The sequence below is a fragment of the Allobosea sp. AK1 genome, from assembly GCF_006714945.1.
Taxonomy (GTDB): Bacteria; Pseudomonadota; Alphaproteobacteria; order Rhizobiales; family Beijerinckiaceae; genus Allobosea; species Allobosea robiniae.
Genome location: NZ_VFMG01000001.1, coordinates 4968605 through 4989378, shown reverse-complemented (window position 1 = coordinate 4989378; position 20774 = coordinate 4968605). Strand labels below are relative to the sequence as shown.

At 67.9% G+C, this 20774-nt stretch carries 19 protein-coding genes; 14 read left to right on the top strand and 5 right to left on the bottom strand.

Features of this window, described 5'->3' with window-relative positions; genetic code table 11:
- Positions 1 to 134: 134 nt before the first annotated feature.
- A complete protein-coding gene (locus tag FHT98_RS23775) occupies positions 135 to 1310 on the top strand; it encodes a UbiH/UbiF family hydroxylase (protein ID WP_142115505.1) in 1176 nt (391 codons plus the stop codon).
- 117 nt (positions 1311 to 1427) lie between these two features.
- On the opposite strand, the gene FHT98_RS23770 is transcribed toward FHT98_RS23775, so the two are convergent.
- From FHT98_RS23770 to FHT98_RS23760, 3 genes are all read right to left on the bottom strand, one after another.
- Positions 1428 to 2549 carry a CaiB/BaiF CoA transferase family protein gene (locus tag FHT98_RS23770; RefSeq protein ID WP_142115504.1) on the bottom strand — a complete coding sequence of 374 codons (1122 nt, stop codon included), beginning with the start codon at positions 2547 to 2549 and terminating at the stop codon, positions 1428 to 1430.
- Between the two features lie 71 nt (positions 2550 to 2620).
- Positions 2621 to 3592, bottom strand: coding sequence for an AEC family transporter (locus FHT98_RS23765; RefSeq protein ID WP_142115503.1), 972 nt, complete (start codon positions 3590 to 3592; stop codon positions 2621 to 2623).
- 118 nt (positions 3593 to 3710) lie between these two features.
- Positions 3711 to 4829: an acyltransferase family protein gene (locus tag FHT98_RS23760; protein ID WP_142115502.1), complete on the bottom strand. Its 1119-nt coding sequence runs from the start codon at positions 4827 to 4829 to the stop codon at positions 3711 to 3713.
- Positions 4830 to 5133: 304 nt separating this feature from the next.
- On the opposite strand from FHT98_RS23760, the gene FHT98_RS23755 reads away from it, so the two are divergent.
- On the top strand, positions 5134 to 6183 hold the full coding sequence (locus FHT98_RS23755; RefSeq protein WP_142115501.1) for an HpcH/HpaI aldolase/citrate lyase family protein: 1050 nt from the start codon (positions 5134 to 5136) through the stop codon (positions 6181 to 6183).
- A gap of 374 nt (positions 6184 to 6557) precedes the next feature.
- A complete protein-coding gene (gene hspQ, locus FHT98_RS23750) occupies positions 6558 to 6887 on the top strand; it encodes a heat shock protein HspQ (RefSeq protein WP_061968025.1) in 330 nt (109 codons plus the stop codon).
- 178 nt (positions 6888 to 7065) lie between these two features.
- On the opposite strand, the gene FHT98_RS23745 is transcribed toward hspQ, so the two are convergent.
- Positions 7066 to 7851, bottom strand: coding sequence for an invasion associated locus B family protein (locus FHT98_RS23745; RefSeq protein ID WP_061968027.1), 786 nt, complete (start codon positions 7849 to 7851; stop codon positions 7066 to 7068).
- 293 nt (positions 7852 to 8144) lie between these two features.
- Between FHT98_RS23745 and FHT98_RS23740 the strand changes: the two genes are divergently transcribed.
- From FHT98_RS23740 to lexA, 11 genes are all read left to right on the top strand, one after another.
- Positions 8145 to 9947, top strand: a complete 1803-nt coding sequence (locus FHT98_RS23740) for an extracellular solute-binding protein (protein ID WP_248309295.1) — start codon at positions 8145 to 8147, stop codon at positions 9945 to 9947.
- Between the two features lie 9 nt (positions 9948 to 9956).
- Positions 9957 to 10994 carry an AMP-binding protein gene (locus tag FHT98_RS23735; protein ID WP_142115500.1) on the top strand — a complete coding sequence of 346 codons (1038 nt, stop codon included), beginning with the start codon at positions 9957 to 9959 and terminating at the stop codon, positions 10992 to 10994.
- 69 nt (positions 10995 to 11063) lie between these two features.
- A complete protein-coding gene (locus tag FHT98_RS23730; protein WP_142115499.1) occupies positions 11064 to 11369 on the top strand; it encodes a hypothetical protein in 306 nt (101 codons plus the stop codon).
- 99 nt (positions 11370 to 11468) lie between these two features.
- On the top strand, positions 11469 to 11750 hold the full coding sequence (locus FHT98_RS23725) for a YARHG domain-containing protein (RefSeq protein WP_061968035.1): 282 nt from the start codon (positions 11469 to 11471) through the stop codon (positions 11748 to 11750).
- 112 nt (positions 11751 to 11862) lie between these two features.
- Positions 11863 to 13374 carry a helicase HerA domain-containing protein gene (locus tag FHT98_RS23720; RefSeq protein ID WP_142115498.1) on the top strand — a complete coding sequence of 504 codons (1512 nt, stop codon included), beginning with the start codon at positions 11863 to 11865 and terminating at the stop codon, positions 13372 to 13374.
- A gap of 90 nt (positions 13375 to 13464) precedes the next feature.
- On the top strand, positions 13465 to 14082 hold the full coding sequence (locus FHT98_RS23715) for an anthranilate synthase component II (protein ID WP_142115497.1): 618 nt from the start codon (positions 13465 to 13467) through the stop codon (positions 14080 to 14082).
- A 15-nt stretch (positions 14083 to 14097) separates the two neighbouring features.
- Complete coding sequence (trpD, locus tag FHT98_RS23710; protein ID WP_142115496.1) at positions 14098 to 15111, top strand: anthranilate phosphoribosyltransferase; 1014 nt, start codon at positions 14098 to 14100, stop codon at positions 15109 to 15111.
- A gap of 7 nt (positions 15112 to 15118) precedes the next feature.
- On the top strand, positions 15119 to 15925 hold the full coding sequence (trpC, locus tag FHT98_RS23705) for an indole-3-glycerol phosphate synthase TrpC (RefSeq protein WP_142115495.1): 807 nt from the start codon (positions 15119 to 15121) through the stop codon (positions 15923 to 15925).
- Entirely contained in the window at positions 15922 to 16404 is a 483-nt protein-coding gene (moaC, locus tag FHT98_RS23700) for a cyclic pyranopterin monophosphate synthase MoaC (protein ID WP_142115494.1), read from the top strand. The genes trpC and moaC overlap by 4 nt, the downstream gene beginning before the upstream one ends.
- Positions 16404 to 17615 carry a molybdopterin molybdotransferase MoeA gene (locus FHT98_RS23695; RefSeq protein WP_142115493.1) on the top strand — a complete coding sequence of 404 codons (1212 nt, stop codon included), beginning with the start codon at positions 16404 to 16406 and terminating at the stop codon, positions 17613 to 17615. The genes moaC and FHT98_RS23695 overlap by 1 nt, the downstream gene beginning before the upstream one ends.
- A gap of 80 nt (positions 17616 to 17695) precedes the next feature.
- Complete coding sequence (gene lexA, locus FHT98_RS23690) at positions 17696 to 18403, top strand: transcriptional repressor LexA (protein ID WP_142115492.1); 708 nt, start codon at positions 17696 to 17698, stop codon at positions 18401 to 18403.
- Here lexA and FHT98_RS23685 read toward each other — a convergent pair.
- Positions 18397 to 20688, bottom strand: a complete 2292-nt coding sequence (locus FHT98_RS23685) for a ComEC/Rec2 family competence protein (protein WP_142115491.1) — start codon at positions 20686 to 20688, stop codon at positions 18397 to 18399. The genes lexA and FHT98_RS23685 overlap by 7 nt on opposite strands.
- Positions 20689 to 20774: the final 86 nt, after the last annotated feature.

Below are 20774 nucleotides of genomic sequence, written 5' to 3'. Positions count from 1 at the left end.
AAAGGCATCTCCTACGGGATGGATGCCCCGACCATAGTTCATCGGGCCGGAAAGGCATCCGTGCCCAACGCAGAACGCACCTTGCGACTTTGCGGCCCGTGGCCAAGATGCCGCGCATCGGCTAGCCATGGGCGATGAGCAAACAGACTGCCGATCAGGTCGATATCGCGATCGTGGGCGCCGGCGCCGTTGGTCTTGCGGCCGCGCTGGCTCTCAGTCGTGAAGGGCGCAGCGTCGCCCTGCTCGGCCCGGTCGCGACACCGCGCGACGGGCGCACGGTCGCGCTGCTCGACGGCTCCTGGCGGATGCTGGCCGAGCTCGGCGTGCAGGAGGCCTTGCTGGAGAAGGCGGCGCCGCTCGAGGTCATGCGCCTCGTCGACGACAGCGGCAGCCTGTTCCGCCAGCCGCCGGTCGAGTTCCGGGCGTCCGAGATCGGGCTGGAGGCCTTCGGCTGGAATATCGAGAATGCCGACCTGACCGCACTCCTTGCCGAGAAAGCCGCTGGTCTCTCCGGTCTGCGCATGATCCCCGGCTTCGTCCGGGCGATCGAGCCGGAGACGGACGGCGTGAGCCTCTCCGGCGAGGGTTTCGCACCGTTGAAGGCCCGGCTCATCGTCGGCGCGGATGGCCGCAATTCGCAGGTGCGTGCGGCGGCCGGCATCGAAAGCCGCGACTGGCGCTATCCGCAGATCGCCCTGACCGCGATCTTCGAGCACCGCCGCGACCATCAGGAAACCTCGACCGAGTTCCATACGCGGAAAGGGCCTTGCACGATCGTGCCCCTGCCCGGCCGACGCTCCTCGCTGGTCTGGCTGGTCGATCCAGAAGAGGCTCCGGCCCTCACCGCTCTCGACGATGCGGCCTTCGCCCTGCGTGTCGAGCGGCAGGTGCAGTCGCTGCTCGGGGCGATGACGGTCTCGGGTCCGCGCGGCAAGGTGCCGATGGGCGGGCTCTCGGTCGAGCGCTTCGGTGCCGGGCGCATGGCGCTGATCGGCGAGGCCGCGCATGTCTTCCCGCCGATCGGAGCGCAGGGGCTCAACCTCGGCCTGCGGGATGTTGCAGCGTTGAGCGAGGCGCTCGCCGGCGTCACGGATGCCGGAGCGGAAAGCGTCATCGCCGATTATGACGGGGCCCGGCGAACGGATGTTCGGCTGCGAACCGGCGCGGTCGATGTGCTCAATCGCACGCTGCTGACCGATCTGATGCCGGCCGACCTGATGCGCGGTGCTGGCCTGCTGGCACTGTCACGGATCGGTCCGCTGCGGCGCCTCGTGATGCGTCAGGGGCTGGCTGGCGGAGCGGCGCGATAGGAAACTCCGTCATGCTCGGGCTTGCACCGAGCATCTCAGGCTGAAAGAGGCGCTCCATTCTGCAAGAGATTCTCGGGTCTGCGCTTCGCTCCGTCCGAGAATGACGGCTGGGTCAGATCAGCCTTCCCCCAAAATCCTACGCGTGTCGGCCCCGCTCGCCGCGACCTTTCGCAATCCGGCCGCCTGCTCGCGGAAGACCGGCGCCAGCGGCAACGGCGTCGAGACGAGGCGGCGGCCGCCGGGCTCCTCGACCTGCGCATCGAGCAGGCCGCGCGCCGACATCTGCGGATCGGAGACCGCCTCCTCCAGCGTCCGGACCACCGTACAGCAGCAATCGAGCGGCTCGATCAGCGCGCGCCAATAGGCGGCGCTCTCGCTGGCGATGTTGGCGGCGATGCCAGCGCGCGTCGCTTCGGGGTCGCGGCGGTCGTCGCGTAGTCTCTCGTCGAGGCCGATACCCTCGCAGAAGCCCTGCCAGAATTTCGGCTCGATCGCGCCGACCGCGAGGAACCAGCCATCGGCGGTGGCATAGAGCCCATAGCGTGGGCTCGCGCCGGTCAGAAGCCCCTCGCCGCCATCGGGGAAGGAGCCTGTGACCTGCCCCTGCGCCAGCCCGTACCACGCGAAGGTCGGCATCGCATCGGCCATGGCGATGTCGAGATGGCAGCCCTGCCCGGTGCGGTCGCGCTGGCGCAAGGCCAGCAGGATGTTGAGCACGGCCGGCATGGTGCCGCCGGCGATGTCGGCGACGAGCGGCGGCGGCAGGGGCGGCGGCTCGCCGCGCTTCAAGGACTGGCCGAGCAGGCCGCCGAGCGCCTGGTAGTTGATGTCGTGCCCGGCTTCCTGGGCGCGCGGGCCGTGCTGGCCATAGCCGCTGATCGAGCAATAGATCAGACGCGGGTTGATCGCTTTCAGCGCCTCATGGCCGAAGCCGAGCCGGTCCATCACGCCCGGCCGGAACTGCTCGATCAGGATATCGGCCTTCGCGATCAGGGGGGTGAGGCGCGCCACCGCATCGGGCGCCTTGAGGTCGAGTTCGACCGAATCCTTGCCGCGGTTGAGCACCGCGAAAGGCGCCGCCGTCTCGCCGAAGCGCGGTGGAAAACCGCGCATGTCCTCGCCGCCCGGCCGCTCGACCTTGATGACGCGCGCCCCGGCCTCGGAGAGGAAGAGGCTCGCCAGCGGCCCGGGCAGGAGCGTCGAGAAATCGAGGACCAGCAGATCGTCCAGCGGCAGCATCGGTGTCCCTGATTCTTTGCTTCATCGCATTTTCTTCACGCGAACCGGCGGCCACTTCGCTTGAAAATGCTTCAGTGAAACAAGTCAGCCGCTATCCTGCCCGTCTTCACCAGCCACAGGAAGCCCGACAGCGTGACCATCGACACGATGGTGCCGACGAGGATGCAGGCCGAGGCGCGCTCGATCCCGACCTTGTACTGCGTCGAGATGACGAAGATGTTCAGGGCCGGCGGCAGCGCCGCCATGATGATCGCAGCATAGATCCAGTTGGTCGGGATGCCGCCGATGGCCGAGAGCAGCACCCAGACCAGGAGCGGATGCAGCAGGAGCTTGATGAAGACCAGCGCAGGGACGCCTGCCGGCATCGTCTTCATCGGACGCAGCGCCACGGTGACGCCGAGCAGGAAGAGCGCGCAGGGCGCGGCTGCCTGCGACAGCCACAAAACCATCCGGTCGAGCGCCACCGGCAGTTCGAACTTCAGATAGCTCGCCAGCACGCCGGCCAGTGTCGCGACGTTGAACGGGTGGGTCAGCACCCGCCAGACCACCTCGCCGGCGGTCGCGAGCAGGCTTTTCTTCTCGACGCCCGCGACCGCCATGAGCAAGGGAACGAGCGAGAACAGCAGCACGCTGTCGAAGACGAAGATCAGTACGACCGGCGCGCTCGCCTCCGGCCCCAGCGCCGCCAGGATCAGGGGCGGGCCCATATAGCCGATATTGGAATAGGCCCCGGCGACGCCCTGCATCACCGCCTGCGGCAGGTCGCCCTTGGCGGCCTTCAGCCCGATCGCCAGCGACAGGCTGAAGGCGCAGAAGGTGGCGAAGGTCGTGCCGGCGATGAACTTCCAGTTGGCGAGCTCGCTCAGCGGCTTGTCGGCGATCAGGCGGTAGAACAGCGGCGGCAGCGCGACATAGATCAGGAAGAACTGCAGCCAGGCCAGCCCCTCCTCCGGCAACTGCTTGTAGCGGCCGATGGCGAAGCCGAGCAGGATCAGCCCGAAGAACGGTGCGACCAGATTGAAGATGCTGAGAAGGTCGGCCATCGGGAAGCGAGCGATCCTGGCGTCAGGGTGGCCCATGAGGCCGGGTGATCCATGAACGACCAGATTTCCTGCACGAAACAATCCAACCGATCGACCAGAGCCTAAATCCCGACCGTGATCAGTTGGCAATCCCTTCCTTCCGCTTCGCGCCATTCCCTGACAGCAAGGCGAGAGCCCCGTTCACCAGCCCGGTCAACGCAGATTTCGTCCAGCTCTGCGCGGCGCGCTCGAAGAAGCGCCAGATCAGCCAGGAGAAGGCGATCAGCCCCAGCGTGACGAGGATCACCAGAGGCAGGGGCTGGAGCATGGCACCGGCCAGATTGAAGACGACGTAGCCGATATGCTGGTGGAGCAGGTAGAGCGGATAGGTCAGGCCGCCGATCGCCAGCATCAGACGCGAAGGCAGGGGCAGGCGCGGGAACCGGATGGAAGCGGCAACGGTCGCGATGATCACGATACAGGACGACGCCACCACGAGATCGCTATAGGCGACGTGGTAATTCTCCCGGTTCCACTGCGCGAGTTGTAGCGACTGGAAGATCGCGACCGCCGTGCACAGGGCCAGCAGCGCGAGAATCCTGCGATCATAGCCATCGCGGAAGGCGGCATAGAGGATGAGGCCGGCGCAGAAGAAGGCGCTCTGATCGGTGAGGAGCAGATAGCGCATCACGCCACTGGAGATCGTCGCCCGGTCGATGACCGAGATCAGCAGCCAGCCGACGACGATCGCAGGGTAGTTCGCGCGCTTGAACCGGCCTGCCGCCATGAAGGCGAAGACCCAGGCGTAGAAGATCACCTCGTAGAAGATCGACCAGTAGGAGCCATCGAGCGCCGGCTTCCCGATCAGCTCCGGCTTGATCAGGAGGTTCGCGGCCCATTGGCCGGTCGTCGCGTGCAGGCGCGGAGCACCGAAGGCCACCACGACCAGGAAGGTGATGGTCATGCACAGGACGAAGGTCGGATAGATCCGCGCGAAACGGGCGATGCCGAACTGAAGCGGCGTGCGCACTTCCGCGGAATAGGCGATCACGAAGCCGCTGATCACGAAGAACAACTGCACGCCGAGATAGCCGTATTTCAGGACGGGCTCATAGGCCGGCAGCGCGATATCGGTCACGCCGAGCGACAGACCCCGAAAGCCGAAATGGAACAGCAACACGGCCAGGGCCGCCAGCAGGCGCAGCGCGTCGAGGGTTTCGAGCCGCAGGCTCGGGGCGGCGGTTTCCGGCTTGGTCATGAAACTCGCATGTCGCTCGCTGCAAGGGCGGCGCCGGACCCCTCCAGCGTCGGACACCGGGCACTATAGCGGATAACCGCCGTTCGACCGGGACAAAGCCCGGCGATGGTTACCCGTCCGGAATGGCACCGGAGCGCCGGCCACGCTCGGCTTCATCAAAGTAAGATAAAATGCCTAGGAAATTATACTTACCTAAGCGCAAAGGAATAATAGCCTAGGCACATTATCCGCTTGCTCCCAAAAGCATCATGGACGGGCCGTCGCGATCTGGTTCACAATGCTGCAACGCAAAACGGAGCCGCCGATGACGACCAGGACGCCGCGTCAGTTCTTCCGCCCGCTCGCGATCGGCGCGCCGGAACCCTTCCGCGAATTGCCGCAGCGGCTCGAGCGGATGATCCATTTCGTGCCGCCGCATCTGGAGAAGGTCCGCGCCAAGGTAGGCGAACTCGCCGGACAGGTCGATATCGTGCTCGGCAATCTCGAGGATGCGATTCCCGTCGAGGCCAAGCAGGCGGCGCGCGACGGCTTCATCGCCATGGGCAAGACGGTCGATTTCGACAGGACCGGCTTGTGGACCCGCGTCAATGCATTGAATTCGCCGTGGTTTCTCGACGACATCAGCGCGATCATGGCCGAGATCGGCGGCAAGCTCGACGTCGTGATGGTGCCGAAGGTCGAGGGCCCCTGGGACATCCACTATGTCGACCAGCTGCTGGCGCAGTTCGAGGCGCGGCACCAATTGCGCAAGCCGATCCTGATCCACGCCATCCTGGAGACGGCGGAGGGCGTGAAGAATGTCGAGGCGATCGCGACCGCCTCGCCGCGCATGCACGGCATGAGCCTCGGCCCCGCCGACCTCGCCGCCTCGCGCGCGATGAAGACGACACGCGTCGGCGGCGGGCACCCCGAATACAAGGTGATCGCCGACCCCTCCCCCGATGGCGGATCGCGGGCCGTCGCACAGCAGGACCTCTGGCACTATACGCTGGCCAAGATGGTCGATGCCTGCGCTGCGGCCGGGATCAAGCCGTTCTACGGCCCGTTCGGCGATTTCAGTGACGAAGCCGCCTGCGAGGCGCAGTTCCGCAACGCCTTCCTGCTTGGCTGCGCCGGCGCCTGGACGCTGCATCCCTCGCAGATCGCCATCGCCAAGCGCGTCTTCAGCCCGGACCCCACGGAAGTCGCCTTCGCCAGGCGCATTCTGGAAGCGATGCCGGACGGCTCCGGCGCCGTGATGATCGACGGCAAGATGCAGGACGACGCCACCTGGAAACAGGCGAAGGTGATCGTCGACCTTGCCCGGCAGGTCGCTGCGCGCGATCCCGATCTGGCTGAGCGCTACGGAATGTGATGGGACAAACGGTCCCGATCGATTGATTTCGACGCATTTACGACGCATTGCTTGCGCAAGGCGGCAAGACCTAGAGGTTGTTAGGGGTTATGGGACAGGTTTGATGAGGTCAAAACGCCGGAGATGGGAGGAGCATCGCGCAGCCGATACCGCTGGTATCGGCAAGCGGTGCGACGCTGCAGTTCCGGCGTTTTCACCTCACCCACAGGGCGCGGCGCTTTTGCGCGACTGCTGTGTCGTTCTTCGTAGCAAGCCGGAAGGCTTGCGTCCTCGAACTCCTGGCATTCGCGCAAAATCGCTCGCGTCAAACCAGCCCCATAACCCCTAACAACCTCCAGCCGGCGGCGCATCGGCCGGCTCACGATGGATCAGTCATGGAAGCGCGTTCGGCCAAATTCAGGATCGGGCAGGTGGTCAAGCACCGCATCTACCCGTTCCGCGGCGTGATCTTCGACGTCGACCCGGTCTTCTCGAATACCGAGGAGTGGTGGATGGCGATCCCGGAGGCCATGCGCCCGTCGAAGGACCAGCCCTTCTACCATCTCTTCGCCGAGAACCAGGAGGCGGAATACGTCGCCTATGTCTCCGAGCAGAATCTCGTCGACGACGATTCCGGCGAACCCGTGCGCCATCCCCGCGCCCGGGAGTTCTTCCGGCGTGATCGCAAGGGCCGCTACAAGCTGGACCGTGCCGATTTGAACTGAGGCCGGCTGCCTTTCGTAACCTACGGTTGTCATTCCGGGGCGCGCCGCAGGTGCGAACCCGGAACGACAAAGGGCTGACCAAAACCACCCCGCAACTATCCGCAGACTCCAGCGCCCCAAGAAAAAGGCCGACCCCGCGAGGGACCGGCCTTTTCTGTTTCAGGCGGTACGCCGTGGCTCAGGGCTTCGGCGGGGTCGCGGGCACGGCAGGCGCGGCGCCGGGGGCCGGGGCAGCACCCGGAGCGGCAGCGCCGCCGGCGCCGAGGCGCTGGCGCAGCTCTTCCTGGCGCTTGCCAAGTTCGTCCTGCAACTGCTTCTGCTGCTCCTCGAGCACCTTGGGGTCGATCGCCGCGCCATCGAAGCCCTTGGCGAAATCGGCGAGCGGGATGGTGAAGGTCAGCTCGCGAGCGCCCTGGTTCTGGACGCTGACGTTCAGGTTGGTGCCCTTCTTCATCGCGTTGATGAAGTCGTCCTTGACCTGCGCCTCGGCGAAGCAGCCGTTCGGGAAGCAGATGGCGTAGCGGCCGCCGGTCGGCTGGGCGCTGTCGACGCCGAATCGGATGCCGGGTTGCAGCAGCAGGCCGAGCGGCATCAGGAAGCGCACGATCTTGTTGGCGTCGCCCTTGACGTCATAGATCGCGACGGCCAGCACCGGCTGCCCCTGATCCGAGACGAAGTCGCGCGTGGTGTAGCAGATTTCCTTGTTGGCGCCCTGGTCCTTGCCGCAGACCTTGGTCCAGCTCGTCTGCGAGGGCTCGGGCTTGACCTGGACGACGGTCGGGCCGGTGGCCGCGGCGGCGCCGGGCTGGGCCGGAGCGGCAGGCTGCTGGGCCGGGGCAGCCGGACGGGACGGAGCCGGGCGCTGCGCCGGAGCCTGGGCGAAGGCCGCGACGGGCGCGAAGCCGATGGCCGCGCTGAGCACGAGGCCCAGAGCAGATGATGACAGGCGATACGAAGCGGACATTCCTTGTCTTTCCTTATCAAGCGAATTCGGGATCACGACTTCGCAAGCCGCGCGCGTCACCGCTGATGGCCCAATCGCATGGGGCGCCGGCCATCGCAAGCCGTGCACATCAAGGCCGATTGAGGCGTTTGAATGACACCCTGCCCTCGCCTTTAGCGAGTTCGCACCAAGGATTCCAGCCCGAATAGCTGCGTGACCATGCTGTGCCCATGCTATTCTTGCGCAGGGAATCAGGTCGCGTGATGGAATTTCTTCGATTGCCCCAGGCGATGAACCGCCGCGGGGTCAACCTTATGCTGGCTTTGGCCCCGTTCGCCGCCCTGGCGCGCGGCGGCGGCGCGCTGGCCGATTCGGCCCCGCTGCGGCACGCCATCGCGATGCATGGTCAGCCGGCCCTGCCGCCCGGCTTCGCGCATCTGCCCTATGCCGACCCCAAGGCTCCAAAGGGCGGGCGCATCGTTCTCGGCATCCAGGGGACTTTCGACAGCCTCAATCCGCTCGTCGTCCTCGGCGTCGCGCCCGATGCCGTGCCGAAATACGTCCAGCAGAGCCTGCTCTACCGCTCGGCGGACGAGCCCTTCACCGCGTACGGCCTGCTTGCCTCGGGGGTGTCGCTCGACGCGGACCGCACCCGCCTCGCCTTCGAGATCGACGAGCGGGCCCGGTTCTCCGACGGCAAGCCGGTCACCGCCGAGGACGTGATCTTCACCTTCGAGATGCTGAAGACGAAGGGCAAGCCCTTCCATCGCTCCAGCCTGGGCCGCGTAACCAAGGTCTCGGCGCCCTCGCCCCGGCGCGTCGAATTCGAGCTCGGCGACGGCTCCAACCGCGAATTGCCGCTGGTCATCGGCGCGATGCCGATCTTCGCGAAGCATGCGACCAACGCCGAAACCTTCGGCGAAACCAGCTTCAGGCCGGCACTCGGCTCCGGCGCCTATAGCGTCGAGGAGGTCCGGCCCGGCGAATCGCTCACGCTGAGACGGCGCAAGGATTTCTGGGCCGAGGACCATCCTGTGACGCGCGGGCTCTATAATGCCGACGAGATCCGCTATGATTTCTACCGGGATTCGAATGCGCTGTTCGAGGCGTTCAAGGCCGGGCTCTATGATGTGCGCCTCGAGGGCGATCCGACGCGCTGGATGACCGGCTACGACGTGCCGGCCGTGCATGACGGGCGCATCCGGCAGGAAACCCTGCATTTCGACACGCCCAAGGGCATGACCGGCCTGGTCTTCAACACGCGCCGGCCGATCTTCGCCGATGTCCGGGTGCGCGAGGCGCTGGGCCTGCTGTTCGACTTCGAATGGGTCAACCGCAACCTGTTCCATGGCGTCTATCGCCGGGCCGGCAGCTTCTTCTCCGATTCGGATCTCTCGGCACTCGGCGTCCCGGCCGACGAACGGGAGAAGGCCCTGCTCGCCGGTTTTCCGGGCGCGGTGCGCGAGGACATTCTCGCCGGCAGCTGGAGGCCTGCCGAAACCGACGGCTCGGGCCGCGATCGCGAGCAGGCGCGCAAGGCGCTCGGTCTGCTCAAGAGCGCCGGCTACGTCCTGCGCGAGGGCGTGCTGCGCAACGGCAAGGACGAGCCCTTCGCCTTCGAGATCACCGTAACCAGCCGGCCGCAGGAGCGGCTCGCGCTCAATTACGCACAGTCGCTCGCCCGGCTCGGCATCGCGGTGTCCGTGCGATTGATCGACGACGTGCAGTACTGGCGGCGGCTGTCGACCTTCGATTTCGACATGATCCAGTGGACCTGGCCGGCCTCGGCCTCGCCCGGCAACGAGCAGATCGGGCGCTGGGGCTCGGCCAATGCCGCCCGCAACGGCGCCCTGAACTATGCCGGCGTGAAATCCCCGGCCGTGGACGCCGTACTGCGGGCCCTGCTCGGGGCTCGCGAGCGCGAGGATTTCGTCGCGGCGGTGCGGGCGCTCGACCGGCTGCTGATCTCGGGCTTCTACGTCGTGCCGCTGTATTACCTGCCCGATAGCTGGATCGCGCTGGCGCGCGGCGTCGTGCTCGCGGGGCGCCAGCCGGCCTATTTCCTCTCCAACGAAACGCTGGCGCGCCTCCCGGCCGCACCGGCTCCGGCGAACTAGGGTTTGTCGATGCGGGCAGACCAGGACGAAGCCTCCGCCGTGCTCGACGGACTCGATCTCGACACCCTGCTCGCGGCCCTGACCCGGACCCGCGGCTACGATGCGGCCCTGCGCGATCCGCCGGGCCGGCGCGGCTGGAGCGACGTGAAGCCCGGCTCGATCAATTTCCTGGACCTCGACGAGCGCATCGACCGGCTGGCGCGCCTGCTCGCCATCAACAAGGGCACGCCGGGCGCGAGCGTCGCGATCCTGGCGCCGCTCGGGCCCGAGGCGATCATCTCGATCCTGGCGAGCCTGCGCGCGGGGCTTTCGCCCTTGATGCTGCCGCTGCACGGCAACGAGCTCGAATTGCTGGCGCTGATCGAGGCGTCCGGCGCGGTGATGGCGGTCGGCGTCAGCCGGGTCGGACCCTTGCGGCCGCTGCTGACGTTGCGCAACCTCGCGATGCGGGCCTTCGGCACGCGCTTCGTCGGCGGTTTCGGGCCGGATGTTCCCGATGGCGTCGCCCCCCTCGACATGCTGATGGCCAGCCCGACGCTGCATCCCCTGCCGCAGATGATGGAGCGGCCGGCGCTGCAGATCGCTGACGGTCTGTCGCTGCAAGGGCCGATCGCGCTGCCGGAACGCGAACTGCTCGGCAAGGCGCTGGATATCTCGCGGGCGCTGAAGCCCACCGTCTCGTCGCGCATCGTGACGACGCTGGTCGGCGGCGACCTCGCCGCGCTGGCGAGCGGACCGGGCATGGCGATGCTGAGCGGCCTGGAGCTCCTGCCGCTCGGCCTGTTCAGCCTAGGCGACCTGGAGGCTTGCATCGAGGGCGGGCGCAGCGTCCATCTGGTCCTGCCGGGCGCCATGGAGCCTGCGCTGGCGCATTCGCGCCTCGCCGGGCATCCGGCGCTGGCCAGCCTGGTCTTCGTCCATCGGGCGACGGAGGCACGCAGCTTCCCGGCCATCGACCGGCCGGACGTCGCCATCGTCGATATCGAGGCGCGTTCGGCCCGCGATATCACAGTCAGCAAACGGCAGGGACCTTCGCCGGCCGAATAGCGCCTTCATCCGGAACTTCGGCGGCGGCTTCGCGTTGACCGACAGGGCGTCCTTTTTGGAGTGGCAGCCATGCTTGCCGCCGGTCTCGTCCTTCTGTCTCTCTCCAGCACATCTCCTGCGATCATTCAGGTGGCGGATTCGCCGCCGCGCTTCGACATCGCCGCGTCCTGCCGCGATGTCGGCAAATCGGGCATCGATATCGGCCGCCCCGCCAGAGCCTGCCAGGGCGACGAGGAACGCGCCCGCGCCGCGCTCACCGCACGTTGGAACCAGTTCCAGCCGGGCGCCCGGACGGCCTGTGTCGAAAGTGCCAGTTTCGGCGGGCCTCCGAGCTATGTCGAGGTCCTGACCTGCCTGGAGATGAAGAAGCCGTGACGGCAGGGCACGTGTCAGCCCCACACTCCGGCATTCCCAGGTTGCCTTCGCCAACCCGCTCCGCAAAGCTCCCGACTCAATCGTCGGAGAGACCGCCCCATGCGCAGCTTTTGCCTTTCGCTTCTCGCGACCGCCCTGCTTGCCGGCGGGATGGCGGTGCCGGCGCTCGCCAACCCTCAGGCCTGCGCCGACCTGTGGACGGCGCGCAACGAAATCTACAAGGCGCAGGGCTATTGCTTCCGGACGAAACGCGCCATCGCGGCCTTCGGCAATGCCGGCTGCCAATACGATGATGTCGAGGACCTGCCACTCTCGGCCAATGACCACCGCGTGATCGCCGACATCGTCCGGCAGGAACGCGCCCTGCGCTGCCCGCGCTGAAGCCGATTGCCTGTGGAAGGCAGGGCAGCCCTGCGTCCAGCGAAGGAAAGGCCGTGCTAGAAGCGCCGGCCGCATCTCCGCGCCCGATCCAACACGACGACTCACCGCCCGCATGACCACCGCAATCGAGATGGGAACGACAAGGACCGGCGAGCCCGGTCTGATCGATCTCGCCGAATTGCTGGCGACGCGCCTGCTGGTGCAGGGCAATTCCGGCTCGGGCAAGTCGCATCTCCTGCGCCGCCTGCTGGAGCAGAGCGCGCCTTTGGTGCAGCAGGCGATCATCGACCCCGAGGGCGATTTCGTCTCGCTCGCCGACCAGTTCGGCCATGTCGTGGTCGATGCCGAATGCGGCGAGGCCGAATTGCAGCGCGTTGCCTTGCGCGTGCGCCAGCACCGCGTCTCGGTGGTGCTCAATCTCGAAAACCTCGAAGCCGACGAGCAGTTGCGCGCCACCGCCGCCTTCCTCGGCGGGCTCTTCGATGTCGACCGCTCGCTCTGGTTCCCGATGCTGATCGTGGTCGACGAAGCGCAGCTCTTCGCGCCGGTGATGGCGGGCGAGGCCTCCGACGAGGCGCGCCGGCTCTCATTAGGCGCCATGACCAACCTGATGTGCCGCGGCCGCAAGCGCGGCCTTGCCGGCGTCATCGCGACGCAGCGCCTCGCCAAGCTTGCCAAGAACGTCGCGGCGGAAGCCTCGAACTTCCTGATGGGGCGCACCTTCCTCGACATCGACATGGCCCGCGCCGCCGACCTCCTCGGCATGGACCGCCGTCAGGCCGAGATGTTCCGCGATCTCGAACGCGGCCAGTTCGTCGCGCTCGGCCCCGCCCTGTCGAAGCGCCCGCTGCCGATCCGGATCGGCGCGGTCTCCTCGGTCGATCGCGGTGGCGCGCCGGGCCTGATGCCGCTGCCGGAGCAGGCGCCGGAGGATGCCGGCAAGCTGATTTTCACGCGCGGCGAGGACGAGCCGCTGCCGATGGCCCGTCCGGTGCGCCCGGCGCCGCGTCCCAAGCCCGATCCGACCGAGGTGCTGCGCCGGATCGAGAACTATCGCCCTGCCCCGCAGGCGGAGCCGGAACCGGAGATCGAGCTGGAGCCGGCCGAGCGCGAGGCGATCATGGTCGAGATCCTGCGTGAGCTGATGGCCGATCCCGAGGCGCGCTCGCGCCAGGTCGCGGTGCTCTACCAGGATTTCACCGTGCGCTGCCGGATGCGCCGGCTCGGCCGCACGCAACTCAGCCTCGAGGAGTTCCGCCGCAGGCTCGCCGTGGCGCGGGCCGGCGTCAGCGACAGCGTCGCGACGAGCGATGGCTGGCAGGCGGCTGTGGCAGCGTCCGGCACGTTGCCGGAAGACCTGCAGGGGCTCTTCCTCTTCATCGCCCGTACCGCCATCGAGGGCCGGCCCTGCCCCAGCGATGCCGAGCTCGCGGAGATCTATGGCAGCGCCTCGCCGAGCCGCGCGCGCCGCGTGCTCAGCTATATCGAGGAGCGCGGGCTGATCGTCTGCCATGTCGATTTCAGAGGGCAGCGCACGCTGGCCCTGCCGACGCTCGGCGTCGAGACCGCGCCGGGACTGGCGCAGCCGCGCACGGCGGGCATGCCGCGCAGCGCGCGGGGGTAAGGAGGAATCGCCCGGTCATTCGGCCGCGCGAAACTTGACCACCCCGCCCCCGAACGTGCATGACCTCAAGCCGTATTCACGGGTCCGGCCATGCGCGTTCTGTTGATCGACAACTACGACAGCTTCACCTGGAACCTGGTCCACCTCATCGGTGGGCTCGGCGCCGAGGTCGATGTCTGGCGTAACGATGCGCTCACCGTCGACGAGGCGCTTGCCGGCGACCACGATGCGATCGTGCTCTCGCCCGGCCCCTGTACGCCCAATGAAGCCGGAATCTGCCTGAACCTGATCCGCGAAGGCGCGGGCAAGAAGCCGATCTTCGGCGTCTGCCTCGGCCTGCAGGCGATGGGCCAGGCCTTCGGCGGCGAGGTGGTGCGTGCGCCGCTACCGATGCACGGCAAGGTCTCGCCGATCCGCCACCGGGCGCGCGGGCTGTTCCGCGGCATCAACGGACCGCTGCAGGCGACGCGCTATCACTCGCTCGTGGTCGAGCGAGCCTCCTGCCCCGATGTCTTCGAGATCGAGGCGGAGAGCGATGACGGCCTGATCATGGCGCTCTCGCACCGGGAGCTGCCGGTCCACGGCGTCCAGTTCCATCCGGAGAGCATCGCTTCCGAGCATGGCGCGACGATCCTGCGGAATTTCCTCGACCTCGCGGAGCGGTGGCAGAGCGAACGCGAAGCCTCCGCCCTGACCCCTTCAGCCTGATTCCGCAGAGTTCCCATGGACGATTTCAAACCCTTCATCGCCAAGGTGGCGACCGGCGCGACGCTCTCGCGCGAGGAAGCGCGCGACGCCTTCGACACCATCCTCTCGGGCGGGGTCACCAACGCGCAATCGGCCGCCTTCCTGATGGCGCTGCGCGTTCGCGGCGAGACGATCGACGAGATCGCCGGCGCCGCCAGCGCGATGCGCGGTAAGATGCTCACCGTCAAGGCCCCGCCTGAGGCGATCGACATCGTCGGCACCGGCGGCGATTCCTCCGGCTCCTACAATGTCTCGACGCTGGCCTCGATCATCACCGCGGCCTGCGGCGTGCCGGTCGCCAAGCACGGCAACCGCGCGGCCTCCTCGCGCTCCGGGGCCGCCGACGTGCTGACCGCGCTCGGCGTCAAGGTCGGGCTTGATCCGGCCGCGACCGAGCGTTGCATCCGCGAGGCCGGCGTCGGCTTCATGTTCGCGCCGACGCATCACGCCTCGATGCGCCATGTCGCGCCGGTACGCACCGAGCTCGGCACGCGCACGATCTTCAACCTGCTCGGCCCGCTTTCCAACCCGGCCGGCGCCAAACGCCAGCTCATCGGTGCCTTCTCCGAGACCTGGCTGGAGCCGATGGTCAAGGTGCTCGCCTCCTTCGGCTCGACCCGCGTCTGGGCCGTGCACGGCTCGGATGGGCTCGACGAGATCACCACCACCGGCCCGACCCGCGTCGTCTCGCTGGAGAACGGCAAGATCGAAAGCTTCTCGATCAGCCCCGCCGATGTCGGCCTTGAGCCCGCCAAGCCGGAAGTACTGCGCGGCGGCACGCCGGAGGAGAACGCGGCGGCGCTCAACGCCGTGCTCGCCGGCGAAAAGACCGGCTTCCGCGACATCGCTGCCTTCAATGCGGCTGCGGCACTGCTCGTCGCCGGCAAGGCCCGGGATTTGAAGGACGGCTTCGCCCAGGCGACGGCCGCGCTCGATTCCGGCAAGGCCAAGGCGACGCTCGCCGCGCTCGTCAAAGCCTCGAACGCGTGAGGCCGGCATGACCGATATCCTCGCGAAGATCGAAGCCTATAAGCGCCAGGAGATCGCGGCAGCCAAGGCCGCGGTCCCGCAGGCCGAGATCGAGCGCCGCGCGCATGCAGCCTCCAAGCCGCGCGGCTTTGCCGATGCGCTGGCCGGCAAGCTCGCACAAGGCACGCCCGCTCTGATCGCCGAGATCAAGAAGGCGAGCCCCTCCAAGGGCCTGATCCGCGCCGATTTCGACCCGCCTTCGCTCGCCCGCGCCTATGCGGCCGGCGGCGCGGCCTGCCTCTCCGTCCTGACCGACGCGCCGTCCTTCCAGGGGCGGCCGGAATTCCTCACCGAAGCGCGGGAGGCTGCCGGCCTGCCGGCACTGCGCAAGGATTTCCTCTACGAGCCCTACCAGGTCTACGAGGCCCGCAGCTGGGGCGCCGACTGCATCCTGATCATCATGGCCGGCGTCGACGATGCCACCGCCAAAGCGTTGAACGAGACCGCGCGCGAGCTCGGCATGGACGTCCTCGTCGAGGTCCATGACGATGCCGAGCTCGACCGGGCGCTGAAGCTCGAAAGCCGGATGCTCGGCATCAACAACCGCGACCTGCGCAGCTTCAATGTCGATCTTGCGGTCACCGAGCGGCTGGCACCGCGCGTGCCGGTTGACCGGATCGTCATCAGCGAGAGCGGTATCTTCACGCATGACGACATCGCCCGGCTCAATCCGATCGGCGTCAACAGCTTCCTCGTCGGCGAGAGCCTGATGCGGCAGGCCGACGTCACCGCCGCGACGCAGGCGCTGCTGACCGGCAAGGCCGTCGCGGCGTGAGCCGGCTCAGCCATCTCGACGCGCAAGGCCAGGCGCATATGGTCGATGTCGGCGGCAAGGCCGAGACGACCCGCATGGCGATCGCCGAGGGCCAAGTCGTGATGGCGCCGGAAACGATCGCGATCGTCCGCGACGGCAACGCCAAGAAGGGCGATGTGCTCGGCACCGCGCGCCTCGCCGGCATCATGGCGGCGAAGCGCACGCATGAACTGATCCCGCTCTGTCACCCGTTGCTGCTCAGCAAGATCGCCGTCGATCTCGATATCGACGAGGCCTTGCCGGGCGTACGCGTACGGGCCGAGGTGAAGATGAAGGGCCAGACCGGCGTCGAGATGGAGGCGCTGACCGCCGTCTCCGTCGCCTGTCTGACGGTCTACGACATGGTCAAGGCCGTCGACCGGGCGATGCGGATCGAGAACATCCGCCTGCTGCACAAATCCGGCGGCCAGTCCGGTGATTACGAGGCGAAAGCTAGCTGATGGCGCTCACTCCGGTCCCCGTCGCGCGCAAGGCGCTGCTCGACAGCATTCCGGGGCCGACCGGGGCGGAAACCCTGCCGCTGGCACAATGCGCCTGGCGGGTGCTGGCCAGCGAGGTCAAGGCACTCAGGACGCAGCCGCCTTTCGCCAATTCCGCCATGGACGGCTATGCCGTGCGCGGCGACGAGATGGCGGAAGGCGTTTCGCTCACTGTCATCGGCGAATCCGCTGCCGGCCGGGCCTTCGATGGATCGGTCGGGCCGGGACAGGCCGTCCGCATCTTTACCGGCGCGCCGATGCCTGAAGGTGCCGACACCGTCCTGATGCAGGAGGATGCCGACGGCGTCGGCGGCCCGGTGATCCAGGTCCGCGTGCCGCCGGCGAAGGGCAAGTTCCTGCGCGCTGCGGGGCTCGATTTCCACGAAGGCGACGTGCTGCTGCAAGCCGGGCGCGTGCTCGACAGTGCCGCGCTCGGCCTTGCCGCTGCGATGGGGCATCCGACTTTGCCTGTCCGGCGGAAGCCTCGGGTGGCGATTCTCGCCACCGGAGACGAACTGGTGGCGCCGGGCGAACCTGTGGGCCGCGACCAGATCGTCGCCTCGAACTCGTTCTCGCTCGCCGCGCTGGTCGAGAAGGCCGGCGGCACCGTCATCGATCTCGGCATCGCCCGCGACGACCATGCCGACCTCGCCAGCAAGATCGCAAGGGCGAGCGACGCCGATGCCGATGTGCTGATCACGCTCGGCGGGGCCTCGGTCGGCGCGCATGATCTCGTGCAGGAAGCGCTGACGCGAGCGGGTATGGCGCTCGGCTTCTGGAAGATCGCGATGCGGCCAGGCAAGCCGATGATGACCGGGCGGCTCGGCCGGATGGTCGTGGTCGGGCTGCCGGGCAATCCGGTCTCCTCGATCGTCTGCGGCCATCTCTTCGTGCTGCCCTTGATCGAGGCGCTGCTCGGCATCGCGGACGCCGACCGCGACCGCAGCATCCCTGCCTTGCTCGGCCGCGACATGCCCGGCAATGACGAGCGCGAGGATTACCTGCGCTCGGAGCTCACGCTGACGCCGGAAGGCTGGGTGGCAACGCCGTTCGACCGGCAGGATTCCTCGATGCTCGGTACGTTGGCACGGGCGCAGGCCCTGACGATCCGCCCGGCCCATGCCGCTCCCGCGAAGAAAGGCGAGGCCTGCCGGATCCTGCCCTTGCGGTAGCGGCTTGCGGAACACAAGCAGAACGCGTATGGTGTTCGTGCTTTGTTTCGAATCTGCGCATTGAGGGGCTGGCGGCGACCATGCTGACACGCAAGCAACATGAACTCCTGCGCTTCATCCAGGAACGCTTGCGCGAGAGTGGCGTGCCGCCCTCCTTCGACGAGATGAAGGATGCGCTCGACCTGCGCTCGAAATCCGGCATTCACCGCCTGATCATGGCCCTGGAGGAGCGCGGCTTCATCCGCCGCCTGCCGAACCGGGCGCGTGCGCTCGAAGTCATCAAGATGCCGGACGGGCTCGGCGCGCCTCAGGCGCGTCCGCGCTTCAGCCCGGCCATCGTCCAGGGCGGCCTGGGCTCACAGCCCAGCATGGCCAAGCCGCGCCCTGCCGAGGACGACAGCCGGCATTCCATCGCCATCCCGGTGATGGGCCGCATCGCGGCGGGCACGCCGATCTCGGCGATCCAGAGCCGCAGCCACACCGTCTCGCTGCCGCCGGACATGCTCGGCTCCGGCGAGCATTACGCGCTGGAAGTGCGCGGCGATTCGATGGTCGAGGCCGGCATTCTCGACGGCGACACCGTCGTCATCCGCAGGCAGGACACGGCCAATACCGGCGACATCGTCGTGGCGTTGATCGATGACGAGGAAGCGACGCTGAAGCGCCTGCGCAAGCGCGGCTCCTCGATCGCGCTCGAAGCGGCGAACCCGGCCTACGAGACCCGTGTGCTCGGCCCTGACCGGGTCAAGATCCAGGGCCGGCTGGTCAATCTGATGCGGCGCTACTGAAGGCGTTCGGTGTCGGCCTCGGCTTCGTTGTCGGCGGCCGGTGCGGGCTGTGCGGTGACCGACTGATTGGTGGGACGCGTGCCTGGCTCCGTCAGGCGCCGCTCGCGCCGGCGGCTCCAAGGCCGCTCGCTGCCGGACTGCTCCGCGATATGGCTGCTCCATCCCGACGCCGTCCGGTAGAGCGAGGTCGCGCCGTCGCGCGATAGCGTCATGCGCTCGACCAGCCTGGCCTTGCAGGTGCCGCCCCAGGGGATGGCGGTCACGACGAGGTCGGCGCGCTGGCAATCCTCGATGATGGCGAGTCGCTCGCGCGTATAGGAGATCGTGCGCTTGTCGGCGGTCTGCGCAACGCATGCCAGCCGGTCGCAGGCGATGCCGGCGCGCAAGCTGGGATCGTCGGGCGAGCGGCTGTCGCCATCGGCGGCGAGCCATTGCTGCAGGACGAAGCGGCTGGGCTTGCCGGCGATGGCGAGGCGGCCATCGGGACCGCGCACCGCCAGCCCGGAGCCGTCGCGCTCGATCAGGATCTCCGGCCGCTCCGGCTTGCCGGCAATCGCGACGCCGAGGATCAGCGGCAGGGCCGCAAGCCAGCGCCAGGCCGTGGTCCAGAGTGTCAGCCAGAGCAGCGCCATCGCAAAGCAGGCGAGCACGCCTGAGCCGAAAGCCGCCACCGTCACGGTGGAATGGTCGATGGCCGCGACCCAATGCGCCACCTTGAGGACGACGTCGGAGGCGAGCCCCATCAAGGCCCAGGCCGGCCAGTCCAGCCCGAACGGATAGGCGAGCACGCCGAACACCGCCGCCGGCATGACGAAGAGCGAGACGAAGGGCAGCGCCATGGCGTTGCCGAGCAGGCCGAAGGGATTGAAGGTCTGGAAGTGATAGGCTCCGAAGGGCGCCGTCGCGGCGGTGGCCAGCATGGTGGTGACGAGGATGCCGAGCGCCGCCGTCCAAACGGCTCCGAGCGGCCAGGGCAACACGCGCGGCGGCTCGGTGCGGCTTCGCCCTTCCCAGCGTTCCGCGAAGGCGATCAGCGCCGCGACCGCACCGAAGGACATCTGGAAGCTCGGCCCGAGCAAGGCCTCCGGCTCGCGCAGCAGCACGATCATGGCGGCCAGCGCAAGATTGCGCATGCTGAGCGCGGCGCGATCGACGAGGATCGCGCCGAGCATGACCAGCGTCATGATCAGCGAGCGCTCGGTCGCGACATCGCCCCCGGAAAAGATGCAATAGGCGGTCGCGCCGAGCATCGCCGCTGCCGCCGCGATCTTCTTGACCGGCCAGTGCAGCGCCACCGTCTGCGACAGGACCAGCAGCGCCCGGACCAGCCAGAAGATCGTGCCGGCGGCGAGCACCATGTGCAGGCCCGAGATGGAGACGATGTGATAGATGCCGGCAGCGCGCAGGTCGTTGTTCGTCGCTTCGGTGATCAGGCCGCGCTTGCCGGTGACGAGCGCCGCGGCGACCGCCCCGCCCTGCCCGCCTCCGACCTCGGCGATGCGCTTCGTCAGCGCGTTGCGGGCGCGGTCGATCATCACATCGATCGCAAGGCGCGTCGGCATCGGATGGGGCGCGGGCGCGAGCGCGATCTTGCCGGAGATGCTGCCGACGGCGCCGATCCCGCGGAAGAAGGCATCACGGCCGAAATCATAGCCGCCGGCCCGCGCCGGTCCGGGCGGCGGCAGCAGGCGCGCCGTGGCAATGATATGGTCGCCCGGTGCCACGGAGCCTTGCCGAATATTGACGCGGACGCGCTTCGGACGCTGGTCAGCCGGCACATTGGCGATCTCCGTCACCAGCAGCACGAGCCGCGCGCCCTTGTCGCGGGCCTCGACGCTCTCGACGAAGCCGGAGAGCTTGCCGATGCGCGGCCGCTCCAGCATCGGCGCCGCAATATCGGCCGTACGCCAGACCCCGGCGGCGAATCCGGCGAAAGCTGCGGCCGCGGCGAGGCAGGCCATCGCGGCGAAGCGGCGCAGGCGCAGGGCGAAGGCCAGTGCAGCGCTCAGGGTCAGGCCGAGCAGCGGCGCCCAGAGTGCCGGCTCACGATCGGCTGCGAAATAGAGCAGGATGCCGACGCCCATCGCGATCGGCAGCCAGAGGAAGGGGCGCCGTCTTTCGGCCTCCAGCGCGAAGCCTTGCCGGAGCTGAAGCCAAAGCTGCCGAAGCAGGGCGCGGAGACCTGCTGCCAGCGAGGCCGGGACATGGAGGCGAGCCGGCAAGGCATCGGCGCGCGCGCCGCGCCGGCTTCCCGATTGCCCCTGCCCCGGCGGCGCCGGCTGCATCGCCCGCCTCCCCTGCCGGCGCTGCGATTTGACCGCTTAACGTTTCCGGCCAAGCCATGTTACAGGGCGCGCGCCGGTTGTCATGT